The organism is Streptomyces sp. (assembly GCF_050698815.1).
GTDB lineage: Bacteria > Actinomycetota > Actinomycetes > Streptomycetales > Streptomycetaceae > Streptomyces.
In genome coordinates this window covers 1-3,457 of the sequence record NZ_JBOHCV010000504.1, presented here as the reverse complement: position 1 = coordinate 3,457, position 3,457 = coordinate 1, and the positions used below count along the sequence as shown (strand labels likewise).

Genomic DNA, 3,457 nt, shown 5'->3' with positions numbered 1-3,457 from the left:
GACGAACTGACCCGCGCCGCCCGCACGGTCGCCGCCCGCGGCCGCGCGGAGGGCGCCGCCTGGCTGGCGTCCCGTTGGCGGCACACCCTCATCGGCGTCTGGGCCTTCGTCGGTGTGCTGCTGCTCGGCCAGCTGCTCACCGCACTGAGCGCGGGCTGGACCACCGCCCGTACCGCCGCTCTGCTCGCCGCGGTCGTCGCCGCCGGACTGGTCAGCCTCGCCGCGTATCTGCACCGCTCCCGCGGCGGAGCCATGGCCCCGCTCATCGGCGAGGACAACCGGCTGTCGACCTCCCGCACGGTGGCGGCGTCCTGGCTGGTCCTCGCCGTCTACGACGTCCTCGTCCTCGCCTTCGAACTTGCGGCGGGCGCCACACGTGCCGAGCGCGGCGCGCTGCTGTCGGGGCTCGAACTGTCGCGCGGCGCGGGGCTGCTGACCGTGCTCGCGCTGAGCTGTGCCATAGCGGTCTACGTCCGCCGCACGGTGACGGTGCGGGTGCAGCACCAGCGGCTGCAGAAGGTGCGCGCCGACCGCCCCCGCGCCGCCGACCTGCTCACCGACGACGCGGGCCGTGGTTCCTTCTCTGACGTGCAGTACGTCCTGGTCAGTGCCGTCGCCGTGGTCTTCGCCGCGGTGCGGCTGGCCCGGCAGCCCGATCAACTGCCCGACCTGCCCTGGGGACTTGCCCTGCTCGTCGTGGTGTCGGCCGCGACCTACCTCGCGGGCAAGTACGCGGAGGGCGGGCGTCCGGTGGTGCTGTCGGTCGTACGGGCCCGCGAGATCGGGGACCTGCACGCGCCCATCCGTACCGGCGACGACATCGAGATCCGGGGCGCGGGCTTCGTACCGCCCGGCGCCGAGGCGCCCGACCGGCTGGCCCGGATGGTGGTGCGGGTCGGCGCCGTGCACGTGCCGGTGCCGCTGATCCCCGTCAACGGCGGCTTCGCCAACCCCGCCGACGCCACCCTCACCGTCCCGGTCCCGGTGGAGGTCGAGCCGGGCCGCGTCGAGATCCAGGTCGTCACGGCGGCGGGCGTCGAGACCAACCGCTACCCCATCGACGTCGCCGACTGACTCGCGCGCTCGCGCGCTCACCACGCTTTCGCCGCATCGCGCGGACCTCTGTATTGCGCGGAACTCGCGCACAGGGGTGTGCGCGTGCGCCTGTCCGCGTACCGTGTCCACTCCTGCCGAAGCCGGAGCCGAACACACATGCGGGCAGGGGCGCATTACGGAAGGTGGAGCGTGCCATGTCTCTGAGGGACGGAACGAGGGCGGTCAACGGTCTCGACGGGCCGGAAAACAGCCTCCCTGGCGGCGGTCTGCGCGCGGGAGCGTCACGGTACGCGCTGCTCCCGCTCCGGCTCTTCCTCAGTGTCACCTTCATCTACGCCGGGGTGGACAAGCTCACCGACCCCGCCTTCCTCGCCGACAGCGGCAACGGCTCACTGGCGCAACTGCTGGAGTCGGCACGCGACGCGGCGGCGATACCCGCCATGATCGACCTGGCGCTGAACGACCCGCGGAGCTTCGGCATCGCCATCGCGGCCGGTGAACTCGCCGTGGGCCTCGGCACGTTGTTCGGTCTGTGGACCCGACTCGCCGCCTTCGGCGGCGCGTTGATATCCCTGTCACTGTGGCTGACGGTCAGCTGGTCGAGCAGCCCGTACTACTACGGCAACGACCTGCCGTACCTGATGGCCTGGACACCGCTGATCCTGGCCGGGGCGCCGATGCTGTCCCTGGACCGGGCGATCACCTCCCGGCGCCGGCGCAAGGGGCGGCACATCTTCGGCTGACGGGGCGCTCCGGCAGGCTCCGTGGGTCAGCGCGGTCAGCGCGGTCAGCGCTTGCGCAGCCGGCGGCGTACGGCATACGTCGCCAGCGCCGTGAACGCCGCCGTCACCAGCGCCGCCGGCACCACCACCAGCAGCAGCGGGCCGGGCACGTCCCACCCGCCGAGCGCGTCCGCCGCGTACGTCAGGGCCACGCCCAGCAACAGCAGGCCGAACACCAGCCGGGCGGGTTCGAAGCGGTGAGGGCTCATCGGCCGGCCTCTCCCTCGTGCCGGGTGATGGTCTCCGGCACCCGGTCCGACCGTTCACCCGAGGGCAGCATCCGTACGATCTCCAGCTGCCCGAGCGTCACATCCGCCCACAGCCTGAGGGTCATCCTCGACTTGTCGGCGTCGAAGGGCGGGAGCGTCTCCCGTGCGTGCCGGCCGACGCCGGCGACGCTGTCGACGAGGACGTCTCCGCGGGGACTCGTCCCCCGCGGCATCCGGATCTCTCCCGCGCCCACCTCCGCGTCGAGTTCGACGCGGGTGTCCCACGGCACGACCACCTTCAGCGCCCCCGCCCCGACCCGCGCCCTGGTCCGTACGACGCTTCGGTCCTCGGTGAATCGCACCCGGCGCAGGTCGAGTTCGCCGGTGCCGCCGTCCAGCCGGTAGCGCGGCTGGACGTCCGAGGCGGCTGACGGCCGCCAGGTGACGTCCCGCCAGTCCGTACCGATGTCCTTCGGGATCACCGCGGTGCCCGCCATCATCAGCGCGGTGAGCACCACGAGCACGATGGAGCCGGCTCCGATCCGGCCCACGAAGGCACTGACGGCGATCCCGATCCCGTGCACCGCGATCGCACAGGCCAGCCCCACCGTCAGGCTGGTGCCCAGCGGACGCGTCTCCCAGCCGCTGAAGGTGCCGATTCCGGCCGCGACCAGGGCGAGGGTGGAGGTCAGTCCGGCGAGCCCGCGTCCGCGCTCCCGCCTGTGCCGCAGGCCGTGGACCCCGCCATGGATCCCGTCGTGGACCCCGCCATGGCCCCACCGCGATCCGGCGGCGGCCGCGAGTCCGCTTCCCCGGCCGTCCGGCACCACCGCGTCCTCCGGCCCCCACAGATAGCCGGTGTCCCGGGCGGCGTCGCCGTCCTTCGTCAGCGGCTCCCACCACCACGGCGGCATGGCCGGCACCGGCGGCGCCTTGGTCTCCGGGGGCGCGTCGGCGACGGCGTGCGCCGTGGTGGGGTCGACGGGGACGCCGACCGCCTCGGCGGCCACCGCCCGGCGCCGGTGGTGGGACCAGTACGCGGCGCCGGTGACCGCGCCGGCGAGGAGGAGGGAGAAGGGGGTGCTGCGGTGGCCGATGGAGGCGAGGAAGAGGCCGCAGCCGACGAGGGCGGTGAGGATGGCGGAGAGCGACGTGCCCTCCACCCGCCCGGACAGCAGCCGGCGTGCCTCGTTCTGCTGCTCCCCCTCCGCGGGGATGAGCAGCCAGGCGAAGCCGTAGAAGACGAGGCCGAGTCCGCCGATGACGGACAGCACGACCAGCGGTACCCGGAAGACGACGGGGTCGAGGTCGAAGTAGCGGCCGAGGCCCGCGCACACACCCCCGACGACCTTGGGCTGCCGGCTCCGGGTGAGCCTGCGGGCGGGCGGCGCCGCCTCCGGTGCGCCCTGC

The 3,457-nt window shown here is 73.6% G+C and carries 4 protein-coding genes; 2 read left to right on the top strand and 2 right to left on the bottom strand.

Features of this window, described 5'->3' with window-relative positions; translation table 11 throughout:
- Both ACRDP3_RS18090 and ACRDP3_RS18085 read left to right on the top strand, forming a co-directional pair.
- Positions 1-1,074, top strand: a 1,074-nt coding sequence (locus ACRDP3_RS18090; RefSeq protein WP_431518003.1) for a hypothetical protein, incomplete at its 5' end; no start/stop codon positions are given.
- A 176-nt stretch (positions 1,075-1,250) separates the two neighbouring features.
- On the top strand, positions 1,251-1,799 hold the full coding sequence (locus ACRDP3_RS18085; protein WP_431518002.1) for a DoxX family protein: 549 nt from the start codon (positions 1,251-1,253) through the stop codon (positions 1,797-1,799).
- 44 nt (positions 1,800-1,843) lie between these two features.
- Here the strand turns inward: ACRDP3_RS18085 and ACRDP3_RS18080 are convergent, their stop codons facing one another.
- Together ACRDP3_RS18080 and ACRDP3_RS18075 are read right to left on the bottom strand one after the other, a co-directional pair.
- The gene (locus ACRDP3_RS18080) at positions 1,844-2,047 is read right to left on the bottom strand and encodes a hypothetical protein (RefSeq protein WP_431518001.1); all 204 of its coding nucleotides are present in this window, start codon (positions 2,045-2,047) and stop codon (positions 1,844-1,846) included.
- On the bottom strand, positions 2,044-3,457 hold a 1,414-nt coding region (locus tag ACRDP3_RS18075; protein WP_431518000.1), incomplete at its 5' end, for a PspC domain-containing protein. The genes ACRDP3_RS18080 and ACRDP3_RS18075, both read right to left, overlap by 4 nt.

Coding starts and splice junctions, on each gene's coding strand:
- ACRDP3_RS18080 (WP_431518001.1), bottom strand. CDS start 2,047: ATGAGCCCTCACCGCTTCGAACCCGCCCGGCTGGTGTTCGGCCTGCTG.
- ACRDP3_RS18085 (WP_431518002.1), top strand. CDS start 1,251: ATGTCTCTGAGGGACGGAACGAGGGCGGTCAACGGTCTCGACGGGCCG.